Annotated in this window: 21 protein-coding genes and 1 tRNA gene; 1 reads left to right on the top strand and 21 read right to left on the bottom strand. The window is 70.5% G+C overall.

The genetic code is table 11. The features are described 5' to 3' along the window. The first annotated feature begins 116 nt into the window (after positions 1-116). On the top strand, positions 117-1850 hold the full coding sequence (locus ABFS34_00530; protein MEN8373912.1) for a Mur ligase family protein: 1734 nt from the start codon (positions 117-119) through the stop codon (positions 1848-1850). Between the two features lie 10 nt (positions 1851-1860). On the opposite strand, the gene ABFS34_00525 is transcribed toward ABFS34_00530, so the two are convergent. From ABFS34_00525 to ABFS34_00425, 21 genes are all read right to left on the bottom strand, one after another. Further along, positions 1861-2952, bottom strand: coding sequence for a 5-(carboxyamino)imidazole ribonucleotide synthase (locus tag ABFS34_00525; protein MEN8373911.1), 1092 nt, complete (start codon positions 2950-2952; stop codon positions 1861-1863). Further along, positions 2949-3491: a 5-(carboxyamino)imidazole ribonucleotide mutase gene (purE, locus tag ABFS34_00520; GenBank protein MEN8373910.1), complete on the bottom strand. Its 543-nt coding sequence runs from the start codon at positions 3489-3491 to the stop codon at positions 2949-2951. Before purE ends, ABFS34_00525 begins: the two co-directional genes overlap by 4 nt. Before the next feature lie 32 nt (positions 3492-3523). Then, a tRNA-Met gene (locus tag ABFS34_00515) sits at positions 3524-3597 on the bottom strand. A 43-nt stretch (positions 3598-3640) separates the two neighbouring features. Beyond that, the gene (locus tag ABFS34_00510) at positions 3641-3973 is read right to left on the bottom strand and encodes a septum formation initiator family protein (protein MEN8373909.1); all 333 of its coding nucleotides are present in this window, start codon (positions 3971-3973) and stop codon (positions 3641-3643) included. 41 nt (positions 3974-4014) lie between these two features. After that, positions 4015-5286, bottom strand: a complete 1272-nt coding sequence (gene eno, locus ABFS34_00505) for a phosphopyruvate hydratase (protein ID MEN8373908.1) — start codon at positions 5284-5286, stop codon at positions 4015-4017. Beyond that, complete coding sequence (locus tag ABFS34_00500; protein ID MEN8373907.1) at positions 5283-6116, bottom strand: lysophospholipid acyltransferase family protein; 834 nt, start codon at positions 6114-6116, stop codon at positions 5283-5285. The genes eno and ABFS34_00500 overlap by 4 nt, the downstream gene beginning before the upstream one ends. Next, positions 6113-7066 carry a thiamine-phosphate kinase gene (gene thiL / locus ABFS34_00495; protein MEN8373906.1) on the bottom strand — a complete coding sequence of 318 codons (954 nt, stop codon included), beginning with the start codon at positions 7064-7066 and terminating at the stop codon, positions 6113-6115. Before thiL ends, ABFS34_00500 begins: the two co-directional genes overlap by 4 nt. A gap of 48 nt (positions 7067-7114) precedes the next feature. After that, positions 7115-8692, bottom strand: coding sequence for a hypothetical protein (locus tag ABFS34_00490; GenBank protein MEN8373905.1), 1578 nt, complete (start codon positions 8690-8692; stop codon positions 7115-7117). 82 nt (positions 8693-8774) lie between these two features. Continuing rightward, on the bottom strand, positions 8775-10367 hold the full coding sequence (locus ABFS34_00485; GenBank protein ID MEN8373904.1) for an NAD(P)H-hydrate dehydratase: 1593 nt from the start codon (positions 10365-10367) through the stop codon (positions 8775-8777). A gap of 34 nt (positions 10368-10401) precedes the next feature. Beyond that, the gene (locus ABFS34_00480; protein MEN8373903.1) at positions 10402-10548 is read right to left on the bottom strand and encodes a hypothetical protein; all 147 of its coding nucleotides are present in this window, start codon (positions 10546-10548) and stop codon (positions 10402-10404) included. Positions 10549-10707: 159 nt separating this feature from the next. Beyond that, a complete protein-coding gene (locus ABFS34_00475; GenBank protein MEN8373902.1) occupies positions 10708-11058 on the bottom strand; it encodes a Minf_1886 family protein in 351 nt (116 codons plus the stop codon). 177 nt (positions 11059-11235) lie between these two features. Further along, positions 11236-12504, bottom strand: a complete 1269-nt coding sequence (gene glyA, locus ABFS34_00470; protein MEN8373901.1) for a serine hydroxymethyltransferase — start codon at positions 12502-12504, stop codon at positions 11236-11238. Positions 12505-12544: 40 nt separating this feature from the next. Beyond that, positions 12545-13600, bottom strand: a complete 1056-nt coding sequence (locus ABFS34_00465; GenBank protein MEN8373900.1) for a Glu/Leu/Phe/Val dehydrogenase dimerization domain-containing protein — start codon at positions 13598-13600, stop codon at positions 12545-12547. A gap of 54 nt (positions 13601-13654) precedes the next feature. Continuing rightward, positions 13655-14791 carry an acyl-CoA dehydrogenase family protein gene (locus ABFS34_00460; GenBank protein MEN8373899.1) on the bottom strand — a complete coding sequence of 379 codons (1137 nt, stop codon included), beginning with the start codon at positions 14789-14791 and terminating at the stop codon, positions 13655-13657. Then, on the bottom strand, positions 14788-15648 hold the full coding sequence (locus ABFS34_00455; protein MEN8373898.1) for a 3-hydroxybutyryl-CoA dehydrogenase: 861 nt from the start codon (positions 15646-15648) through the stop codon (positions 14788-14790). Before ABFS34_00455 ends, ABFS34_00460 begins: the two co-directional genes overlap by 4 nt. Before the next feature lie 61 nt (positions 15649-15709). Further along, positions 15710-16297: a biotin transporter BioY gene (locus ABFS34_00450; protein MEN8373897.1), complete on the bottom strand. Its 588-nt coding sequence runs from the start codon at positions 16295-16297 to the stop codon at positions 15710-15712. A 1-nt stretch (position 16298) separates the two neighbouring features. After that, positions 16299-17510 (bottom strand): thiolase family protein, encoded by a 1212-nt coding sequence (locus ABFS34_00445; protein ID MEN8373896.1) that lies wholly within the window; start codon positions 17508-17510, stop codon positions 16299-16301. A gap of 212 nt (positions 17511-17722) precedes the next feature. Then, positions 17723-18613, bottom strand: a complete 891-nt coding sequence (locus ABFS34_00440; protein MEN8373895.1) for an MBL fold metallo-hydrolase — start codon at positions 18611-18613, stop codon at positions 17723-17725. Further along, positions 18614-19579, bottom strand: coding sequence for a 3'-5' exonuclease (locus tag ABFS34_00435; protein ID MEN8373894.1), 966 nt, complete (start codon positions 19577-19579; stop codon positions 18614-18616). Next, entirely contained in the window at positions 19540-20823 is a 1284-nt protein-coding gene (locus tag ABFS34_00430) for an arginine deiminase family protein (GenBank protein MEN8373893.1), read from the bottom strand. The genes ABFS34_00435 and ABFS34_00430 overlap by 40 nt, the downstream gene beginning before the upstream one ends. Then, entirely contained in the window at positions 20823-21470 is a 648-nt protein-coding gene (locus ABFS34_00425) for a redox-sensing transcriptional repressor Rex (protein ID MEN8373892.1), read from the bottom strand. Before ABFS34_00425 ends, ABFS34_00430 begins: the two co-directional genes overlap by 1 nt. Positions 21471-21500: the final 30 nt, after the last annotated feature.

Below are 21500 nucleotides of genomic sequence, written 5' to 3'. Positions count from 1 at the left end.
GAACGACGCGCCGTAGCCGTCGCTACGGCAAGGAGTTCCAACGCCGCAGCCGCGGGATGCAGCGCGGGCCGAATGCCTACGGGACTTCTGCAACGGTACACTAGGAGGCGAGGTCCGTGAGTGGTGACGCGAGCGATGGTTCGCTCGCCATGGAGCAGATCGACTCCCGTCGGTTGACCGGACCCAACCTGGTCAGCCCGGGCCCGGCCGCGATCCTGGACGCGGCGTGTCCCGACGAACACGCCGACGCCCTCGTGGCCGCCTGGCGCGAGCGCGTCACGGACCTGCTGTCCGCTCTCGGTTGGTCGGACGTTCGCACGCACGTGCGGCGCTGGCCCGGCGGCGTGAGCCTGGCGTTCTCGGCGCCCATCGACGGCCTGTACGCGGCCACCGAGCTGGGTGAGTGGGCTTTCGAGTCGGCCGTGGGCCACTTGAGCGGAGAGGGGCCCAAGGGACGGGAAGCCGCGCTGGAGCGGGCCCGGTCGGCGTTCGCGGAAGAAGCCAACCCGGCGCTGCTCGCGTTGGAGGCCGAGGCGAGGCGACGCGACGTGGCCTTCCTGTGGGATGACGATGAGGTCAGCGTCGGCATGGGGAGCGGCTCCGCGACGTGGTCCGCCCGCGACGTTCCCGCGCCCGATCAGGTCGACTGGGCCGGCATCCACGACGTTCCCACCGTGCTCGTCACGGGTACCAACGGCAAAACGACCGTGGTGCGGCTGGCCGCCGCCATGGCCGAAGCAGCGGGCCGGGTCACGGGCTCGACGACCACCGAGGGAATCAAGATCGGCGACGCCTGGGTCGAGCGCGACGACTACTCGGGACCGGGTGGCGCCAGGACCCTCCTGCGCGACCGGCGCGTCGAGGTCGCGGTCCTGGAGACCGCGCGCGGAGGCCTCCTGCGCCGCGGCGTGGCGTTCACGCGGGCGGACGGCGCCGTGATCACCAACGTCGCCGAGGACCACCTGGGTGAGTACGGCGTCCACGACCTCGACGCGCTCGTACAGGCCAAGCTCACCGCCGGGCTGGCGCGCCGCCCCGGGGCCCCGCTCGGCCTGAACGCGGACGACGCCGGACTCGCAGCCGCGCATGACCGCCTTGCGGGTCCGCTCAGTTGGTTCACGATGCGACCCGACACGGACCTCGTCGCATCCCACCTGCGCGCCGGAGGCGACGTGGTCGCCGTCGTCGCAGACTCGATCAAGCGCAGCCGGAGCGGCCGACTCGTGGATGTGGTGCCCGTCGCCGAGGTGCCCATCACGCTCGGCGGCGCGGCCGCGCACAACGTGGCGAACGCGCTGGCGGCGGTCGTCGCCGGGAGCGCGCTCGGCCTGCCGCACTCGGCGATCGCGGAGGGCCTGCGGTCGGTGCGTGGCGGAGCCCGGGACAACCCCGGCCGCGGCAATCTCTACGACGCCGCTGGTGCCCGCGTCCTCGTCGACTTCGTGCACAACGCGCACGGATACGCCGCGCTGGGGGCCATGGTGGCGGGGCTCGCGCCCAAGCGACTCCTGCTCGTCCTGGGGCACGCCGGGGACCGAGGGAACGAGGCGATCCGGGAGCTGGCGCGCGCCGCCTGGGGGCTGAGCCCAACACGCGTGCTGGTGAAGGAGCTGCGGTCCTACCTGCGCGGGCGGCCGGAGGGAGAGATCCCGGCGGTGATCGTCGATGAGCTCCTAAGGCTTGGCGCCGCGCCGGAGGCGATCGACCGGGTCGCGGACGAGCCGGAGGCGGCCCGCGCAGCCCTCGCATGGGCCGAGCCCGGGGACCTCGTCATTCTGCCGGCGCACGAGGACCGCGCCGGCGTCGAGGCAGTGCTGCGCGACGCGGGCGCCCGGCCTCTGCAACCGTAACCCACCGCTATCAGCCCTCGGGGATGACCCCTTCCAGCCGGCTCAGCGCCGCCTGGAGACCCGACTCGTCGTCGGCGCGGACGGTTACGTGGCCGACCTTTCGACCGGGCCGCGGCGCCTTGCCGTAGAGGTGGATGTGCGCGCCTGGCACCGCGGCGACCGCGTCGACATCGGGCGGGCTGCCGATCAGGTTGAGCATGACGCTCACCCCGCGCGGATCGATCGGTCCCAGCGGCAGGCCCACCACCGCGCGCAGGTGATTCTCGAACTGGCTGGTCTCGGCGCCCTCGATCGTCCAGTGCCCCGAGTTGTGGACGCGCGGGGCCATTTCGTTCGCCATGAGCGCGCCGTCCACTTCGAAGAGCTCCACCGCCAGTACCCCCACGTAGTCCAGCTCCCGCAGGATGTCGTGGACGCACTCCAGGGCCTGGCCGAACACGGCGTCCGTGCCCGGGGCCGGGGCCACGGAGCGCCGCAGAATGCCCTCCGTGTGGCGGTTCTCTACGAGCGGGTAGACCACGGTGTCGCCGTCGCGGCCACGCGCGGCGATGACCGAGAGCTCGCGCGAAAAAGCAATCGCCGTCTCCAGAATGCAGGGCTCCCCGCCCAGCGCGGCAAAGGCCGCGGCGGCGGCGGCAGGTTCGGCGATCCGGGCCTGGCCCTTGCCGTCGTATCCGTGCTTGCGGGTCTTGAGAACACACGCCCCTGCCAGCCGCTCGGCGGCCGCGCGGGTGCCCGCTGGGCTGTCCACCGGCTCGAAGGGCGCCGTCGCGATCTCCAGGCGAGTGAACAGGCGCTTCTCCTGGAGCCGATCCTGGGCCACGGTAAGCGCCGCGGCAGGAGGCCAGACGGGCGCGGACGCCGCCAGAAGGTCGGCCGTCCGGGCGGGCACGTTCTCGAACTCGTAGGTGATGACGTCGGCCGCGGCGGCGAACTCGCGCAGCGCCTCGGGGTCGTCGTAGGGGGCTGTTATCAGCCGCCCCAGGTGCGCTGCGGGGGCGTCCGGGGACGGATCCAGGAACACGAAATCGAGACCGAGGGGGATACCCGCCAGGGCGAGCATCCGGCCGAGCTGCCCGCCGCCGAGGATGCCTACCGTCACGCGGTCGTCGAACCCTCTGAGGATGGATCCGGCGTGGCCAGCACGCGCTCCGTTTGTCGCGCTCGGTACGCCCGTAGCGCCGCCAGGACGTCCGGCCTTGCGCGGCCGACTATGGACGCCGCCAGGAGCGCAGCGTTGACCGCGCCCGCGCGCCCGATGGCCAGAGTCCCCACCGGCACACCGGCCGGCATCTGCACCATGGACAGCAGAGAGTCCACGCCGGCGAGCGAACGCGACCTGACCGGCACGCCCAGCACCGGGACGGTGGTCTTGGCGGCGATCATGCCCGGCAGATGGGCGGCGCCCCCTGCGCCCGCGATGATCGCCTGCAGGCCCCTTTCTTCCGCCGACTCGGCGTACGAAAAAAGCAGATCGGGGGTGCGGTGCGCCGACACGACCCGCGTCTCGTGCGACACGCCGAGCTCCTCCAGCGTGGCGGCCGCGTGGGACAGCGTATCCCAATCGGAGGTGGAGCCCATGATCACCCCGACCAGGACCCCGTCGGGCCGCGGCGAGACTGCTTCCGACGAAGCCTCCATCGGCCGGCTCCTGCTATGAGTCAAGGGAGAAGTCCCAGAGGGGAGACTCGAACTCCCGACCTCACGATTATGAGTCGTGCGCTCTGACCAGCTGAGCTACTCTGGGGTGCGGCGCTCGTGGACGCCGAACCGAGAAAATTACCCGAGCGCTACTGGGGGGTCAACGGTTTGGTGCCGGTCGAATCGTCCTCGACGAACCTGTACAGGATCTCGCCGTCACGGATCATCCCGAAACGCTCGCGCGCGAGCCGTTCGATGGTAGCGGGGTCGTTCTCCAGGGAGTCGGTGCGGGCGCGCAGCACGTCGACGTCGGCGCGCAGGAGCGCCAACTCGCCCGCTTCACGGGTCTGCAGGGTGTCCAGCCGCCACGCCTCGAAGACATTGTAGTCGCCGCCGAAGACCGCGTAGTAGGCCGCGATCCCAAGGGTCGCCGGCAGCAGCAATCGCCGCCAGGTCGCGCGCTCTTCCACCACCCTTGCCATGGGTCCTCCCCTCCCCGTCCTCGACCACCCCGGTGCTCTACTCAGCCCGGAAACAACTCGCGTCCGGGATAGTGCGCCCGCTCCCCCAGCTCTTCCGCGATGCGAAGCAGCCGGTTGTACTTGGCCACCCGATCGGTGCGGCTCGCGCTTCCGGTCTTGATCTGGCCGGCGCCGGTCGCGACCGCGAGGTCGGCGATAAACGTATCCTCCGTCTCGCCCGACCTGTGACTAATGACATAGCGATATCCGGCGGCGCGCGCCATCCCTATCGCCTCCAGCGTCTCCGACAGGGTTCCGATCTGGTTGACCTTGATCAGAACGGCGTTGGCCACCCCCGAGTCGATCCCGCGCGCCAGTCGAAGGGGGTTCGTGACGAATAGATCGTCCCCGACGAGTTGAACGCGGTCACCCACGGCGGCCGTGAGCGCCTGCCAGCCGGACCAGTCGTTCTCGTCGAGCGGGTCCTCGATGGACACGAGTGGGTAGCGATCGAGCCAGTCGGACCAAAGCGCCGTCATCTCCTCGGCCGTACGCTCGGCGCCGTCCATGGCGTAGAGACCGTCACTGTGGAACTCGCTGGCGGCGACATCCAGCGCCAGCGCGACGTCCTCCCCGGGACGGTAGCCCGCCTGCTCGATGGCCTCCGCGACGGCGTCTATCGCCGCCTGATTGCTGTCCAGATCCGGCGCGAAACCGCCCTCGTCGCCCACGTTGGTCGATAGGCCGCGGGCGGTCAAAAGCCCCTTGAGCGAGTGGAAGATCTCCACCCCCGCACGCAGGGCGCTCTGGAAGTCCGGCAGGCCGACGGGCGCGATCATGAACTCCTGGACGTCCAGGCCGTTCGACGCGTGCACGCCGCCGTTGAGGATGTTCATCAGGGGGACGGGCAACACGGTCGCGTCGTCGCCGCCGAGGTAGCGGTAGAGCGGGACGCCGCGCTCCGACGCCCCGGCGCGCGCCGCCGCCAGGGACACGGCGAGAATCGCGTTGGCCCCGAGGACGCCCTTGTTGTCGGTACCGTCCAACTCCCGCAACGCCTCGTCGAGGCCCGCCTGGTCCTGCGCGTCGCGGCCGATCACGGCGGGAGCGATGATCTCCTCAACGTTCCGTACCGCCCGGTCTACGCCCTTCCCCGCCCACCTGCGCGGATCGCCATCGCGCAGCTCCACGGCCTCGAACTCTCCCGTGGACGCGCCGCTCGGGACCGCCGCCCGGCCCATCGCGCCACCTTCCACCACCACGTCCGCTTCCACCGTGGGGTTGCCGCGCGAGTCGATAATGGTGCGCGCTCGCACCGCCGTGATCCGGCTCAGCGGATGCTCTCCGCCCGCGACTCGTCGGCCGGCAACGTGGGCGCCGAATCGTCGTCGTTCGCGGGCAGATCGGGCCCCTCGGGCAGACGCTCACGGCCCCGGCCGAGCGCGGAGTCCGCCCCGGGCTCGTCGCCCGGATCGCGCAGGTCCGAGATCGCCTCACGCGCGGCCGCAACGGCCTGAGCGACCGGATCGGGTCCGGGGGTGGGGATGGGCTCCCCGTAGCGGACCGTCACATCGTGCGGCCGCACCCGCCAGGTGCCCTTCGGCATGACCTCCCGGCTGCCGCTGACGGCGGCGGGAAGCAACTCCACGCCTGACTTCTTGGCCAGCATGAACGCGCCTTTCTTGAACGGCAGCATGCGGCCGTCCGGCGAGCGCGTGCCTTCCGGGAATATGACCACCGCCGCTTCTTCCCGGGCCATGCGCTCGGCGGCCGCGTCCAGAGAGCGAATCGCCGCCTGCCGATCGCTTCGATCGAGGGAAATGTGCCCGGCGACCTTCCAGGCGCGTCCGAAGAGGGGAATACGCTCGAGCTCCTTCTTGGCGACGAAATGAAACGCCTTGGGCATGCTGGCCGAGATGGCGAAGACGTCGTACCAGGACTGGTGATTGCTGATCACGATCTGGGGTCGATCCAGCACGAGATGCTCCAAACCGTGAACGGTCAGCCGCACCCCGGTGGCCTTCAAGATCCAGCGCGACCAGGTGCGCGCGGCCCACGGATAGAAGGCTGCGCGCACACCGAACAGGGGCGCCAAGTTGACGAGGGCGCCGATCGCGACCGTCGCCACGAACCCATTCAGGCCAACCCACAACGTTCGAATCACGCGGACGCTTCCTCGAGGTGATCGTATCCGCCGCGCGCCAGCGGCGCCTCCCTTCCATCCGCGCCGCGAAGGTACACACCCTCCCCGGCACGCACCACACCAACGCGCGTCAACGGGACCCCGAGCTCGGCCTCGAATTCGGCGGGGCGGGAAGCCCCGGAGTCGGCCGGCGCCGTGAACAGCAGCTCGTAATCCTCCCCGCCCCGCAAGGCCAGGCTCGGGTCAGCGCCGGCGCACGGGTGAACGGGCACGGCCGGGCCATCCAGGTGCACGGCGACGCCGGACGCCCGCGCGAGCCGCAGCGCATCGCCCGCGAGCCCGTCGGACAGATCGATCATCGCCGTGGGCGGCCCGGCACGCGCCAGCCACGACGCCTCGCGGATCCGCGGCGCCGGCCGGGCGAAAGCGGCGCGCGCCGCGTCCTCGGGCGGGTCGCCCCGTTTCCATGCGGCGACCGCGGCCGCCGCCGCTCCCAACTCGCCGGTCACCCAGACGCCGTCGCCCGGGCGAGCCCCGGTCCGCCGCACCGGCCGCGGACAGCGGCCCACCGCGACCACGTCCAGGGTGAGGACGCCGCCGCGGGAGATGTCGCCGCCGAGGAGTCCCGCGCCCACCGCCTCCGCAGCCTCCGTCACGCCCTTCGCGAGCGCGGCCCCTTCGTCGGCACCGCTGTCCGGATCCAGGCAAAGTGCGAGCAGTACGCCCAGCGGCTGCGCAACCATCGCGGCGAGGTCGCTCAGCGCGGCGCAGGCGGCTCGGTAGCCGATTTCCGGGTCCGCGAGCCAGGATCGGCGGAAGTGCACGCCGTCCACGGAAAGGTCGTTGCCCAGCGCCAACGGCTCGCCGGCCTCGATCACGGCGCAGTCATCGCCGGCGTCCACCGCCACGCCCGCCGGGATCGACCCGCGGGCGTTCAGGATGCGCTCGATCAGCGTGAACTCACCGTCCACGGCGGCCCCGCGGGCGAGCGACCGTGCGCCTCCGGCGCCTGAGTACGTCTACCATCCTCGGCGCAGCAGGAGCGCTCCCAACGGAGTCGCCAGCCACACGCCTCCCGCTCCGACCCCCACGTCGCGAACCGGCCCGGCGGGGATGTCGGGGCCCACCTCGAACTCGATCAGCTCGCCGGTATCGGGATCCCAGGCGCGGGCGCCGTCCACTCCGGCGAGCCACACGCGGCCGTCGGCCACCCGCAGGCGCGCTTCTCGCCCCCCGGGACCCAGGGGCGGGTCCGGCTCGCCGGCCCGATCGACCCTCCGCACGGCGCGGTCGAACGCAGCGTAGACGGCTGTCTCGGTCGCCACGACTGAGCGCGCCACGGCGCCCCAGCGCGGATCCGAGTCGCCCAATCGCACGAGCGTAGTCGAGGCCCCGGTCCGCGCCGCGCCCACCGCGCGCAAAACGCCCGCGTCGGTCGCCAGCCACAGATCCCCGCGGTAGGCCGCCAGCCCGGCGACGCGCACCCCCGGGGCTATGCCGCCGGACGTCGTCTCGCCATCGGCGTCCACGAAGACCGCACCGCGTCTGGTCCCGACCCACGCGCCGCCGGGCGCCGGCAGCACGGCCAGCACCCGGTCATCGGGCAGGCGGGCACCGGCGCGGCTCCAGCGACCGTCCGCCTCCAGCACGTAGAGGCCGTCCTCGGCTCCCGCCCACAGCCGCCCTTCGACCTCCGCGAGCTCGCGCACGCGACCGCGCGGGGCGCCGTGAACCCTGCCCTCCCACTGCAGCCAGCGATCCAGGTCATGGTCGGCGCGTGCCACTCCCTGGCGGCGGCTCCCGGCGTCGCCGCCGAACCAAATCGCGTCATCGCTGACGAGCAGGGTGGAGACGCCGCGGCTGGGCACGCCGTACACGTAGTGGGCCGGCTCGGAGGCGAAGTCCGAGTACCGGAACAGGTGTCCGCCGTAGGTGCCGATCCACACGTCGGGCGAGCCCAGCAGAGACACCGCGTCCGTCACCGGCCAGGAGCGCCCCACCTCGTCTATGGTCAGCGTCCGTCCCCGCGCGCGAATCAGAGGGTCGCTCATCGGGTCGGCCGCAGCCGACCCGAGCAACGGAGGGGAGACCCCACGCGGCAGCGACTGCGCCGTGAATGAGCCCCGCTCGAGCACGGACCAGCCGCTCGACTCGCGGAGAAACACCGGCCGCCCCGGCTCATCGGAGAAGACGATGTCGAACACGGGCGGAGAGGCCGCGAGCCCCTCGTCGCGCCAGCGACCGAAGAACGGCGAGTAGCTGAACAAACGTCCGTCCACCGTGGCGAGCCACAGCTCGTTGGAGACGATGTCGAAGGCGAGCGCCGTTGGGTCCGCTGCGACCGGGTAGCCGTCCTCCGCTGTAATGGGGTCCAGCCACCGGTCAAAGCTCACGTCGAACACGCCGATGCCCGCCGAGGACCCCACGTAGATCAGCCGATCATCCGTGGCCAGGGCTCCCACCTCGGAGAAGTCGGATACCAGGACGCGGTCCTCCGGCCGCCAGCGAGCGCTCTGCGCGAACAGGCTGCCGCCGACGGCCGAAGCGACGGCCGCCGCGAATGCCAGGGCTGGGATACGGGCACGGGATAGGGTCATGATGAGTGTTACAGCGCGCTGCACGTGACGTGCCCCCGGGAGCGGGCCTGTGCGGCGGCCACTAGTGGACTGTTACAGTCCACTAGCGCGGCGGAGCCTGGTCGAACAGCACGAACGGAAACGCCGGTTCGGGCTGGCGAGGCGGCTCCGCGACCATGACCGGAGCGATCGCCTCCGCCAGATCCGCGGGGGACAGGCCGCGCCCGGCCCCTATCCACAGCGCCGCCAACGAGCTCACGCCCAGCGCCACGCCGGCCGCGTCCCGCGGCTCGGCCCCCTGCGCCAGAAGTCCTCCCACCAGCCCCGCGAGGTGGTCGCCCATGCCCGCCTTGGCAAAGTCCGAGCTCCCACCGGCGTCCACCAGCACGGGCGCGCCGTCCCGGGCGACGACGCTGGGGGCGCCCTTCAGCAGCAGCGTGCCCCCGATCTCGGCGGCGAACTCGCGCGCTGCCTGCACGGGATCCGCCTTGGCGGCCGCCGATCCGCCGCTCCAGATCCGGCCGAACTCCCCCGGATGAGGCGTAAGCACCAGCGGGCGTCCGGCGGCGGCGGCGGCGACCGCTCCTCCTTCGGCGCCCAGCAGCGTCAGGGCGTCGGCGTCCAGCACCGTGGGCACCCCGGGCGTCGCCTCGAGAAGGGCCCGCAGCGCCTCACCGTCCTCCGCCGAGGTCCCCATGCCCGGTCCCGCCACCACGGCGTCGGCGGAGGCCGCCGCTCGGCCGAACGCCTCACCGTCCTCGCGCGGGACGAACAGGGCGTCCGGCACGGCCTCCTGGATCAGCAACCGATTGGCCTCGCTCGACGCGACCCTGACCAGCCCCGCCCCCGCCCGCATGGCCGACCTCGCGGCCAGCACCGCCGCGCCTCCCATGCCCGACCTCCCGGCCACTACAAGCACCGAGCCGGCCTCGTACTTGTGAGTCCCGAACGCCCTCGCGGGGAGTCGCTCGAGCGCCCAGGCGGGGGTGATCGCCTGCGCCGAAGCCGCATCGCCGCTGGGCGGGAACCCTATCTCGACCGCCATGATCCGGCCGCAACGCGCTCGCCCGGGGGGACGCAGAAGGCCACGCTTGGGCCAGCCGAAGCAAACCGTCACGTCCGCACGTACGGCCGCAGCCGCCGCCGGCCGGCCCTCGCTCTCGCCTGGGATTTCGCCCGTATCGGGGTCTACGCCGGAGGGGAGGTCCAGGGCAAGAACGGGTCGGCCCGACCCGTTCAAGGCGGCGATGATCGCCGGGACGCCGCCGCGCGGCGCGCCTCGCGCCCCGGTGCCCAGCATGCCGTCCACTATCACGCCCGCCGCGGCGAACGCCGAGTCGGCCTGCTCCTCGACGCGCGGCAGCTCGAAGCCGTGGGCCAGCGCCGCCTCCGGCTCGCGTGCGCCGGTTGGCAGCCAACGGACCTCCCTGCCCCAGGCGCGCAGCGTACGTAGCAGGACGAGCGCGTCGCCGCCGTTGTTGCCGGGCCCGACGGCCGCCACCACGATGCCCTCCGGATGCATGCTTTGGAGTAGCAGGGCGGCGGAGCGACCGGCGTTTTCCATGAGCACGCGCTCGGGAACGCCGGCTCGTTCGCGGGCGTCCCGATCCAGCCTCTCCGCCTCACCCGCGGTAGGGAGCCAGACGTGCGAACGCCCCCACACGACGCGCAGGGGCGATGCAGGCGCGGCCTTCAACGGCCCACCAGCCGGTGGGCCGAAGCCACCTTCCCTACTTGTAGGACTGGCTGATCGTCCGGCCGAAACTGATTTCGCCGTTGTCGATCCGGATGTTGAAGCCGCAATCTGGGTCGGAGCACACCCAGGCCTTGTAAGTGATCGGCGCCCCCTCCCGTCCGTAATCGGACAGAGGGAGCATGTGCCCATTGCCACACTTGCGGCACATGGGAAATTCCTGATCCGCCATCGAAACCCCTCCCCTCATCGTACTCAACTGGCGCTGGCGCTCGCAGGCACCGGCGTCTTCACCCCGCCGTAGCGGATTCGCAAGCGGTCTCGGCCGCGTTGCCCGAATTATTCAGATCGAAGCGCCCCAGGGATAATCGCGCTCGAACACCTCTTCGAAGTCGTACACCCCGTAGAAATCGTCCAGTGAATCCTCGTCCTGCTTGATCAGGATGCCGCATTCGACCAGCGCGAAGACGATCTCCCCAACGTCCTCGGTCCTCGAGATCCCCCAGTGCTCCAGCACGGTGCGAGCCATGGGACCGAATCGCTCGATGGCGAGATCCCGCACACCTTCCGTCAGCTCACGACCGGAAATGTGCCGTGTCTCATCCAGCCGCTGGAGAACGAAGTGCAGCGCCGATATGAGAAATATATAGGCCGTCTCACGGTAGCGCGGATTGCGCTCCCGAAGCTGGTCCATCACCTGTTCATCCAGTACGAGACTACCCATACAGGTCCCGCGTTCGGTGCATCGCGGCGCCCGGCCGCCGCTGCAGGTTTACGCCGTAATGTGCAAACGCACGCGCGCGAGCGCCAGCGCAACATGGGTTGCCGCGACCCGGGCCGAGGACGTGTCTTCCGCCGAGTTCGGCCACGCCTACACCGCGATCGGCGCCATCTGGTCCCTGAGCGAAGCGTACAGGGGGAAGCGCTCCACCAGTTCCGACACACTCCCCCTGACGGCTCTGGTGACCGCCTCGTCCTCGGGCGCATCCAGCACTTCGGATATCCAACCGGCGATCTGCGCCATCTCGTCCGCGCCCATGCCACGCGTGGTGAGCGCCGCCGTGCCGATGCGGATGCCGGATGTCACGAAGGGCGAGCGCCGCTCGCCGGGCACGGTGTTCTTGTTCGTAGTGATGCCTGCTCGCTCCAGGGCCGCTTCAGCGTCCTTGCCGGTCAACTCGCCGGCGCTCAGGTCCAGGAGCAGCAAATGGTTGTCGGTGCCGCCGCTGACCAGCGCCTGCCCACGCGCGAGCAGCCCCTCGGCCAGCGCCTTCGCGTTGCCGACCACCGCGTGCGCGTAAGCGGAGAACTCCTCGCTCAGCGCTTCCCTGAACCCGACCGCCTTGGCCGCGATGATGTGCATGAGTGGGCCACCCTGCATGCCGGGGAAAACCGCCTTGTTCACCGGCTTCGCCCACTCCTCGGTGGACAGCACGAACCCGCCGCGGGGGCCGCGCAGGGTCTTGTGCGTCGTGCTCGTGACCAGGTCGGCGTGGGGCACTGGGCTGGGGTGCGCTCCACCCGCGATCAGGCCCGCGATGTGCGCCATGTCGACGATCAGCACCGCTTCCACTTCGCGGGCGATCTCGGCGAACGCCTCGAAGTCGATCGTCCGTGGGTAGGCGCTGGCACCCGCCACGATCGCGCGAGGCCGTTCCGCCAGCGCCAACTCACGCACCCGGTCGTAGTCGATCAGGCCGGTCGACTCGTCCACGCCGTACGCGGCGCTGCGGTAGAGCTGGCCGCTGAAGTTGACGGGCGAGCCGTGGGTGAGGTGGCCGCCGTGAGACAGGTCCATCCCAAGGAGCGTGTCCCCGGCCTTCAGCGCCGCGAAGTAGGCGGCCATGTTTGCCTGGGCGCCGGAATGCGGTTGCACGTTTGCGTGCTCGGCCCCGAACAACCGCTTGGCCCGGTCGATGGCGAGACGCTCGGCCTCATCCACGCAGTGGCAGCCGCCGTAGTAGCGGCGGCCGGGGTAGCCCTCGGCGTACTTGTTGGTGGCGACGGTGCCCATCGTCTCGAGCACCGCCCGAGACGCGAAGTTCTCGCTGGCGATCAACTCCAGTCCGGAGTGCTGACGCTCCGCCTCGCAGCGGATCGCGTCGAACACTTCCGGGTCGGCCTGCCTCAGCAATTCCATGCGCGCTCCAGTCGGGGGACGGATGGGGGTCGCACGTGCCTCAAAGCCAGTTTCTCTGAATTGCGGCCACCTGCCGGATGCGGCGCTCGGCCAGACGGTCAGCCGCCTCGTACGTCGGGATCCCCTCGTTCTCGGCGATCTCGAACAGGGCCAGGAGGCTCTCGTAGATCTCCGCCGCCTTGCGCTTGGATTGCTCCGCCGTCCAGCCCTGGATCTCGCCGTACACGTTGATCAGGCCACCGCCGTTGATCACGTAGTCCGGAGCGTACAGAATCCCGCGCTCGGCGAGCGCGTCCCCGTGCCGTTCCTCGGCGAGTTGGTTGTTGGCCGCCCCGGCAATCGCCTGGAAGCGAAAGCGCGGCAACGTGTCGTCGTTCACGACGGCGCCCAGCGCGCACGGCGCGAAGATCTCGGCGTCCACATCGTAGATCTCGTCCGGGCCGACCGTGTCCGCGCCGAAGCGCTCGGCCACGTCCCGGACCTTGTCGGCGTCGATGTCGGTCACGGTGAGCCTGGCGCCCTCCTCAGCGAGATCCTCACACAGGTAGCAACCCACGTGACCCAGGCCCTGCACCGCCACGTGCACGCCCTCCAGGGAGTCCGACCCCAGTCTCTTGCTGGCGCTGGCCTTGATTCCCCGGTAGACGCCGAAGGCCGTAACCGGAGACGGATCGCCGGAGCCGCCGCGAATGCCGGTCACGTGCTCGGTCTCCATCAGCACGTAGTCCATGTCGTCGACGCTGGTGCCCACGTCCTCGGCGGTGATGTAGCGACCCTTGAGGGACTCTACGAAGCGGCCGTGAGCGCGGAAGATGGCTTCGCGCCGCATGGTCTTGTTGTTACCGAGGATAACCGACTTGCCGCCGCCCAGGTTCAGCCCCGCAACGGCCGCCTTGTAGGTCATCCCCTTGGATAACCGCAGCACGTCGATGAGGGCCTCCTCGTCGCTCGCGTAGTTCCAGAAACGGCAGCCCCCCAGCGCGGGCCCCAACGTAGTGTCGTGGATCGCGATGATTCCCTTGTAGCCGGCCTCCGGCTCATGGCAGAACACGACCTGCTCGTGTCCGTACTCGCCGATGAGGTCGAAAATCTCCACTATCCGCTCCAGTCGTGGGTGCCGCTCGCCCCGATCGGGGCCCGCCGTCTATCCTCAGTCCTCGTAAAGAGAGCGCGCGATGATCACGCGCTGAATCTCGTTCGTGCCTTCGTAGATCTCCGTGGCCTTGGCGTCCCTCATCAGCTTCTCCACGGGATAGTCGCGCATGTACCCGTAGCCGCCGAAGATCTGCACCGCCTGGGTGGTGACCCACATGGCCGTCTCGCTGGCGAACAGCTTGGCCATGGACGCGTGCGCCATGGTCGGGTCCGCGGCCGCGCGCTCCAGCAGCCCCGCGGCGGCCTCGATCCTCGTCGCCATGTCCGCGAGCTTGAACTGAATGGCCTCGAACCGGCGCAGCGCGCTACCGAACTGCTCCCGTTCGTCGGCGTAGGTTCGCGCGTGTTCGAGCGCCGCCCGCGCGATGCCGACGGCCTGCGCCGCGACGCCCAGGCGCCCGATGCGCAGTCCATCCATCGCCAGCGCCATGCCTTCGCCCAGGCCCCCGAGAGACGCATCTCCGTCAAGCTCGACATCGCGCAACTCGACGGTGAGGATCTCCAACGCGCGCAGACCCATCGTGTACTCACGGCCCCCCACCTCCACTCCCGGCGCGTCCGTGGGCACCAGGAACATGCCGAAGCCGGTGTCCCCGCCGGCGCCGTCCTCGGTGCGCGCTACCACCAGGGCCACGTCCGCCAGCCGGGCGTTGGTGACCCACTTCTTCGACCCCGACAGCACCCAGCCGTCGTCGGCGCGGCGCGCCACGGTCTGCAGGGCGCGCGCGTCGCTTCCCGCAACGGCCTCCGACAGCGCGAAGCACGCGATCGACTCGCCGCTCGCGAGAGCCGGCAGCCAACGCGCGCGCTGAGTCTCACTTCCGTGTTCGCGGATCAGACGCACGCCGAACGCGCTGTGGATCGACATCGTCAAGCCGATGGCCGGTTCTCCCCAGGACAACTCCTCCAGCACCGCCAGATAGGTGGGTAGGTCGAAGCCGAGGCCGCCGTACTGTTCAGGCGCCAGTAGGCCCCAGAAGCCCAGCTCGGCCATGTGCCCTAGCGCGCCCGAGTCGAGCCGCCGGTCGGCATCCCAAGACTCGACGTGGGGACGCAGTTCGGCCTCCGCGAATTCGCGAGCGAGCCCGCGAACCTGCGCGAGCTCTTCGCTTGGCGTCTCGACCGCGCTCATCCTGCCTCCGAATAGTCGTAGAAGCCGCGTCCTGATTTCCGGCCCAACCAGCCCGCGGCGACGTACTTTCGCAGCAGCGGACAGGGCCGGTACTTATCGTCTCCGAGGTCCCTCTGCAGGACCTCGAGGATGGACTGACACGTGTCCAGCCCGATCAGGTCGGCCAATGCGAGGGGCCCCATCGGGTGATTCATGCCGAGCTTCATCACGGTGTCGATCGCCTCGGCGGTCGCGACGCCCTCCATGAGGCAGAACACCGCCTCGTTGATCATCGGCATCAGGACCCGATTCGACACGAAGCCCGGGAAGTCGTTGACCTCCACGGGGGTCTTGCCCAGGCCGCGCGCGGCGTCCATCACGGCCCGCGTCGTCTCGTCCGATGTCTGAAGGCCCCGGATCACCTCCACGAGCGACATCACGGGAACCGGATTCATGAAGTGCATGCCGACGACCCGCTCGGGGGCGCGCGCGTGGCGCGCGAGGTCGGTGATCGAGATCGAAGAGGTGTTGGTCGCCACGACCGCCTCACCCGACACCTCGGCGATGCGCTCGATGAGATCCGCCTTGAGCCCCGGGTGTTCCGGCACTGCCTCCACGATGAGGTCCGCGCCGGCGACATCGGCGAGGTCGGTGCTGCCTCCCAGGCGGGCCAGCGTCTCTGCGCGCTCCGCTTCTTCGAGTCGCCCTTTGCGCACCTGACGAGCGAGGTTGGCGTCTATCGTCGCCCGCGCCCGCTCCAGCGCGTCCTCATCGACGTCGACGATCGTCACGGGGTGGCCGTGTTGGGCGAAGACGTGGGCGATGCCGTTGCCCATCGTGCCCCCACCCACGACCGCCACCCTGTCTATCTTCGTCATGCCTCGAATTCCAGAAGGAACGCCGTTGCCCCGCGCGCGCCCCGGCTGGGCGCCCGGGCGGTCAGCGCAGCGCCGATGCGACGCGGTCGCGCAGGCGCGCGGCCACGAGCGTGGCGACGAGGACCTTGACGACGTCCCCCGCGAGGAACGGCAGCACCCCCAGCTCCACAGCGCGCGCCGCGTCCCCCGTGAGAATCGCCAGTTGCGAGGCGCCTCCCGCGAACACGATCAGCGACGCCAGGAACAGTCCCCCGGCGAGCGCGGCCAGGGACGCAACGGAATTACCCGGCGCGCGCGCGGCGAACCAACCAGCGGCGGCTGCGGCGGCGGGAAAGGCGAGCAGGTACCCCCCCGTGGGACCGAACAGGTACGCGGCGCCCGAGCCCGCGACGAACACGGGCAGCCCTGCCAGGCCCGCGGCCAGATAGGCCCCCTGCGAGATCGCGCCCAGCCGGGGCCCGAGCAGCGCGCCGGCCAGCAGCACGAAAAGCGTCTGCAGCGTCACCGGTATCGCGGTGCCGGGAATCGGCACCGCGACACGGGCTCCGAGCGCCGTGAGCATGGCGAAGAGCACTACCGCGAGGACCCCGAGGGCGCGCGGAGCCGTGTGTACGGCCGCGACGGGCGGGGATACCGAGTGTTGGCTCATGTCAGCTCCTGTCCACGGAAAGGGCCACCGCGTCGCCGCCGCCCAGACAGAGCGTCGCGATGCCGGTCTCCTCGTCTCGATCCTGCATGGCGTGCAGCAGCGTCACCAGGATGCGCGCCCCGGAGGCGCCGATCGGATGCCCCAGCGCGACCGCGCCACCGTTGACGTTCACCCGGTCCCAGTCCCAGCCGAGCTCACGGCCGTCGGCGAGCGCCTGCACGGCGAACGCCTCGTTCGCCTCGATCAGGCCGTAGTCGGCCATGGACCTGCCGTCCTTCTCCATGACACGCCGCACGGCGGTCACGGGCGCGAAAAACAGCTCCTGCGGGGCCACCGCGCCCGTTGAATAGGCCGATATCCGACCCTGAATCTCCAGTCCATGGGCCCTGGCGTACTCCTCGCTGGTGACCACGAGCGCCGCCGCGCCGTCGTTCAATCCCGGCGCATTCCCCGCCGTGACGACGGGCTCCGTGACCTCCGACGGCGCGTCGCCCGAGAACACCGTCGGCAGCCGACCCAGGGCCTCACGATTCGTGTCCCGGCGCGGCGACTCGTCCGCGGCCACGACCGTGCCCCCCTTGCGGCTCGCAATCTCGATGGGAACGATCTCGGCCTCGAACCTTCCGCCGTCCTGGGCCGCGACGGCTCGCTGGTGCGACTGCAACGCGAACTCGTCCGCGTCCTCTCGCGAGATGCCGGCCTTCCACGCCGTGTACTCCGCGTGCCCGCCCATGTGGCACTCGTGAAACCCGCAGAACAGGCCGTCGTGTATGAGTCCGTCCACCATCGAGCGGTTGCCGAACTTCACCCCCGTGCGGTGCCCGAACACGTAGTACGGAGCGTTCGACATCGACTCCATGCCGCCGGCGACCAGCACGCGCGCGTCGCCCGCCCGGATCGCCTGGGCGGCGAGCATCACCGCCTGCAGCCCCGATCCGCACACGCGGCTGACCGCCATCGCGCCCACGTTGTCCGGGCACCCGCCACCGAGCGCCGCCTGTCGAGCCGGCGCCTGACCCAGGCCGGCCGACACGACGTTACCGAGTATCACGTCGTCGATGTCGGATGCGTCTATGCCGGAACGCTCGAGCGCGGCACGGATCGCCGCCGACCCTAGCTCTGTAGCTGATTTGGGGGCCAGCCCGCCCAGGAAGCGCCCGATCGGCGTGCGTGCGGTGCCTACGACGACCGCGGTACGCCGCGGATCGCTCATGAGTCCTCCGTTGAGTTTTGCTGCCTTTGGCGCGCCGGAACAACGCGAAGCGGCGGCGAAAGATAGCGGCGGCTGCGGATCGGGTCTAGCGCGCTCGCGCGCGCGGGCGCGCGGCATTGAGCGCGACCGGTGCCCCTCCCGTACCGGTCGCTCCCGCTAACAAGAGCATGGCTGCGCGAGCCGAAATCACGCGCGCCTCCAGCGGCCCTCCGTCACGGCCCTTCGAGGTCGGCCTCGGCAAGGAGCCGGGGCCGCTCGGAGTCCGGATCCAGGCGACCCCACGGGGTGACGGGGTCGTGCTCGAATACGAGCAACCAACCCTCCGTCCGGGCCCGCTCCAGTTGCCGCCGCTTGGACTCGAGCGTCACGAGAGGTTCCAGGTCGTAGCCCATGATCCACGCCAGCGGCAGGTGCGCCGCGGTGGGCACGAGGTCGGCGAGGAAGCACGCCGTCTGTCCGCGCGACTCGATGAGGATCGACTGATGGTGCGGCGTGTGCCCCGGAGTCCGGAGCGCCTTCATGCCGGGCACGATGTCGACGTCGCCATCCACGAACTCGAACAGGCCGGCGTCCGCGATCGGCTCGTAGCTGGCCGGCAGGTAGCTCGCGCGCACCCTCTCGTTTGCCCGGTGGGCGAACTCGAACTCGCCCTTCTGCACCACGTAACGCGCTCGTGAAAAGGCCGGAACCGGCTCGTCCCGACCCGCCTCGACCATCGTGTTGCCGCCTGCGTGATCGAAGTGCAGGTGCGTATTGACGACGTAATCGATCCGGTCGGGCTCGAACCCGGCCGCGCGCACCGCGTCCTCGAGCCGGGTGGGGTCGCCGGCGTTGTCGATGCCGTAGATGTCCAGGAAGCGCTCGGACTCCTTGTTCCCCACGCCGGTGTCGATCAGCACGAGCGAGTCGGGCGTCTCGACCAGCAGGCAGCGTAGCGCGAGCGAAATCCGGTTGCGGTCGTCCGCTGGAGCCCTCTTCTCCCACAGCGGCTTCGGCACCACGCCGAACATCGCGCCGCCATCGAGTCGGATGGCACCTGCGTTCAGCGCGTGTATGCGAAAGTCTCCCAGGGCGCGGGACGTCACCAGGCCGGTCGCGTCCACCTACGCCCACTCCATCGATCTCGGTAGCGCGGAGCGGCGCCGACTCGGGCGCGCGGCCGGCCGCATCAGCGCGCGCAGATCCGCGAGCGTGGGCGCGGCCCGCTCCTCCGCCCGGGCGATCAGCTGGATGAGGAGCGCGGCCGTGGCACGCGCGTCCCCCCAGGCCCGGTGGCGCGCCTCGTTGGGAATGGCGAAGTAGTGGCACAGCGCGTCCAGCGAGCGGCGCCGTACTTCGGGAACCAGGCGTCGCGCCATGCGCACCGTGCACAGCCGCTCGCGGACGCGCAGCCGGCGCCCGCACAGGTCGAATTCGCCGTGCAGGAAGCGCCAGTCGAAGCCCGCGTTGTGCGCCACCAGGACCCTGTTTCGAAGCGCCGCGGCGACCCGCTCCGCGATGTCCGCGAAGCCGGGCGCGGCGTCCACCATCGCCTGCGAGATATTGGTCAGCCGGCTGATGGCGGGGGGGATCGCTCGGCCCGGGTTCACCAGCGTGCGCAACTCGCCCCGGAACTCCCCTCGGCCGGTAAGGCACACGACGCCCACCTCGGTGATTCGGTGCCCGAACGCGGCGGAGCCGCCGGTCGTCTCCACGTCCAGCACCGCGTACTCCATCTCCTCCAGCGCCGCGTCGTCGCCCGGCGCCGCTCCCGCCGAAGGACCAGGCATGGCCGGGCCGACGTTCCCTTCCTGCCAGGGGACGAGCCCGAACGGCGTGACCGCCGGGGCGACCTCACCCGGCCAAACGAGTGGGGACTCCCGCACCACCCGGGGTCGTTCGGCGCCGCGCTTACCGGATGCGCGTTGGGCGCGTTCCAGGTCGCGCAGAGCCGCTCGGGCCGCCGCCAGCCGCGTGTCCCGGTCAGCGTCCCAGAGATCGGCGCCGGGCGCCTCGGATTCCGCGCGGCCCGAGCCCCCGGGCCCTTCCTCTACCAGGCCGGCGCCCTGCGCACCGGAAGCGTCATGCATCGAGCACCCCCTCCCCCCCGTACCAGCTCTGCCCCATCGAACGAGATCACCGCGCGTTGATCTTCGGCGATCTCCTCCTGGCCCGTCAAGAAATCGACCGCGTCCACGATACGATAGCCGGCCTCGCTCTCCATCTCCCGATAGGTGTGTTCGTTGCGGCTGTAGCCGAGTACCAGGCCGGGACGCACCGCCATGAAGTTGCACCCGCTCGACCACTGCTCCCGCTCCTGATACGTCCGCCGGTGGCCGCCGCAGTAGATCGGGTTGAGCGGCATGTCCACGGCCTCCAGGGCGCTGAAGAAGTCCTTCTCTTCCCGCATGCCCGTCCGCCCGGCCGTGAAGTGCAGGATCGACGCACGCTCAGGTCCTATGAACTCGGGCGGAAAGAAGATGCCGTGCTCGTGATCCACCATCGTGAAGATCATGTCGAGGTGGATCATGGCGCGGTCGGTGGGGAGCACCACCACTAGGATGTCACGCACTCCCTGCTCGGCGACGAGTCGCTCGGAAACCGCGTCGAACGCGCCCGGGCTGGAGCGCTGACTGAGGCCCATGACGACGAGGTCGGGCCGCAGCACGTGGAGGTCTCCGCCCTCGATGGTATAGCCGCCCCGGCGCTCTTCGCTGCCGTCGTAGATGAGGCCGGTGTTCGCGAGGGCCGGATGGTGGGTGAAGAGCGCCTTGGTGATCAGCTCCTCGGTCCAGCGCGCGGTGTAACGCATGGACCCCACCACCGCGCCCGTCCCCACCACCATCGCGGCGTCGCGAGTGAAGAACAGGTTGGGCAGCGGGGGCAGGTCGTAGCCCTGGACGCCGAGCATCTTCTGGAGCGGCCCCTCGTGTACCTCGCGCCCCTCGATGAAGTAGGAGACCAACTCGTCCGCGTCGAGCTCGCGCAGGCGCGCGGCGAGCGGCTTGGAGTGGATCATCTCGGCGGCGCGATCGACGAGGAACGTGCGCGCCTCCTCTTTGCCGCAAAGGTCTACGAGCAGGTCGCGGACCTCGTACACCTCCGCGAACCGCGCCAGAATCGACTTGAATACGCGGTGCTCGGAGCGGGCCGCGTCCAGGTCGATGATGTCGGTGTAGAGAAAGTCCTCGCGCGTCGCGGGAGTGACCGCGAGCAGTTCCGGTCCGGGCGTGTGGCAGACGACCGCCTCCAGCGCGCCGATTTCTGACGTCACGCAGACGGGCACCTCGGCCGCTCCGCCTTCGGGCTGTGTCGGCTCGGACGCGGTCGCCATCAGGAGGCTCCCCCGGGGCGGCCCCGACGGGCCTCCGACAGCGCGTAGGACAGGCCCTCCAGCTCCACCGCCATGTTCACGTTGCGCAGCGCCACGCCGTCCGGCACCTCGAGCGCGACCGGGGCGAAGTTCAGGAGGGCGCCGATGCCCGCCTCGACCGCGCGATCGACCACCGCCTGGGCCGCCGCCGCCGGTACCGCCACTATGACGATGTCGATGCCCCTCTCGGCGAGCTCGCGCTCCAGGTCCACCTCCGAGCGCACTTCCACGTCGTGCACGTGGGTGCCGACCTTGGCGGGGTCGGCGTCGAAGCCCACCTCGATCTGGAATCCCTCAGAGCCGAATTCGCGATATCCCATCAACGCCGCGCCGATCCGCCCGGTGCCCACCACCGCGACGCGCCACGGGCGATGCAGTCCCAGGATCGCCTTGAGCGCATCGCCCAGCTCGGCGACCGGGTAGCCGAGTCCGCGCTTGCCGAACGTGCCGAACACGGACAGGTCCTTGCGCACCTGCGCCGCGGTAGTGCCCGCGCGCGACGCAAGATCCTCGCTGGACACCGTTTCACGGCCCTGGGTCTGAAATTCGGCGAGGTGGCGCCGATAGAGCGACAGGCGCAATACCGTGGAGTCCGAGACCTTCTTCATCGGCGCCGCCGGGGGCTTTGTGAATCCATT

The organism is Gemmatimonadota bacterium, assembly GCA_039715185.1.
GTDB lineage: Bacteria > Gemmatimonadota > Gemmatimonadetes > Longimicrobiales > RSA9 > DATHRK01.
The sequence above is the reverse complement of the archived record's forward strand: the minus strand, read 5'-3'. Positions and strand labels throughout refer to the sequence as shown.

Excerpts from the sequence above, each read along its gene's own strand:
- ABFS34_00510 (MEN8373909.1), bottom strand. The coding sequence starts at position 3,973 with ATGGCAAGGGTGGTGGAAGAGCGCGCGACCTGGCGGCGATTGCTGCTG.
- ABFS34_00455 (MEN8373898.1), bottom strand. The coding sequence starts at position 15,648 with ATGACGAAGATAGACAGGGTGGCGGTCGTGGGTGGGGGCACGATGGGC.
- ABFS34_00460 (MEN8373899.1), bottom strand. The coding sequence starts at position 14,791 with ATGAGCGCGGTCGAGACGCCAAGCGAAGAGCTCGCGCAGGTTCGCGGG.
- ABFS34_00480 (MEN8373903.1), bottom strand. The coding sequence starts at position 10,548 with ATGCTCCCTCTGTCCGATTACGGACGGGAGGGGGCGCCGATCACTTAC.
- purE (MEN8373910.1), bottom strand. The coding sequence starts at position 3,491 with ATGGAGGCTTCGTCGGAAGCAGTCTCGCCGCGGCCCGACGGGGTCCTG.
- ABFS34_00450 (MEN8373897.1), bottom strand. The coding sequence starts at position 16,297 with ATGAGCCAACACTCGGTATCCCCGCCCGTCGCGGCCGTACACACGGCT.
- ABFS34_00490 (MEN8373905.1), bottom strand. The coding sequence starts at position 8,692 with ATGACCCTATCCCGTGCCCGTATCCCAGCCCTGGCATTCGCGGCGGCC.
- glyA (MEN8373901.1), bottom strand. The coding sequence starts at position 12,504 with ATGGAATTGCTGAGGCAGGCCGACCCGGAAGTGTTCGACGCGATCCGC.
- ABFS34_00425 (MEN8373892.1), bottom strand. The coding sequence starts at position 21,470 with ATGAAGAAGGTCTCGGACTCCACGGTATTGCGCCTGTCGCTCTATCGG.
- ABFS34_00430 (MEN8373893.1), bottom strand. The coding sequence starts at position 20,823 with ATGGCGACCGCGTCCGAGCCGACACAGCCCGAAGGCGGAGCGGCCGAG.
- ABFS34_00435 (MEN8373894.1), bottom strand. The coding sequence starts at position 19,579 with ATGCATGACGCTTCCGGTGCGCAGGGCGCCGGCCTGGTAGAGGAAGGG.
- ABFS34_00445 (MEN8373896.1), bottom strand. The coding sequence starts at position 17,510 with ATGAGCGATCCGCGGCGTACCGCGGTCGTCGTAGGCACCGCACGCACG.
- ABFS34_00475 (MEN8373902.1), bottom strand. The coding sequence starts at position 11,058 with ATGGACCAGCTTCGGGAGCGCAATCCGCGCTACCGTGAGACGGCCTAT.